The sequence below is a fragment of the Kitasatospora phosalacinea genome (genome assembly GCF_030268885.1).
GTDB lineage: Bacteria > Actinomycetota > Actinomycetes > Streptomycetales > Streptomycetaceae > Kitasatospora > Kitasatospora phosalacinea_C.
On the sequence record NZ_BSSA01000155.1, the window covers coordinates 1 to 255 of the forward strand.

Sequence of the window (255 nt, forward strand, 5' to 3'; positions counted from 1 at the left end):
TGTAGCAGCAGTGGTGGTGGCGGGGTGTCCGCTGCGCCGTCGGTGAACTCCGACCCGGCGAAGGTCACGGGCTCGATCACCGTGCTGACCAACCGCACCGACCAGGTGGGCGACGGCACGCTCGACAGGTACGCCGCGGAGTTCAACAAGGTCTACCCGAACGTCAAGGTGAAGTTCGAGGCCATGAAGGACTACGAGGGCGAAGTCAAGATCCGCATGAACACCGAGAACTACGGTGACGTGCTGCCGATCCCC

Annotated in this window: 1 pseudogene; it reads left to right on the forward strand. The window is 63.5% G+C overall.

Annotated elements, in window-relative coordinates:
- Positions 1-24: 24 nt before the first annotated feature.
- Positions 25-255: pseudogene (locus QSK52_RS39355) on the forward strand (carbohydrate ABC transporter substrate-binding protein); the annotation flags it as partial.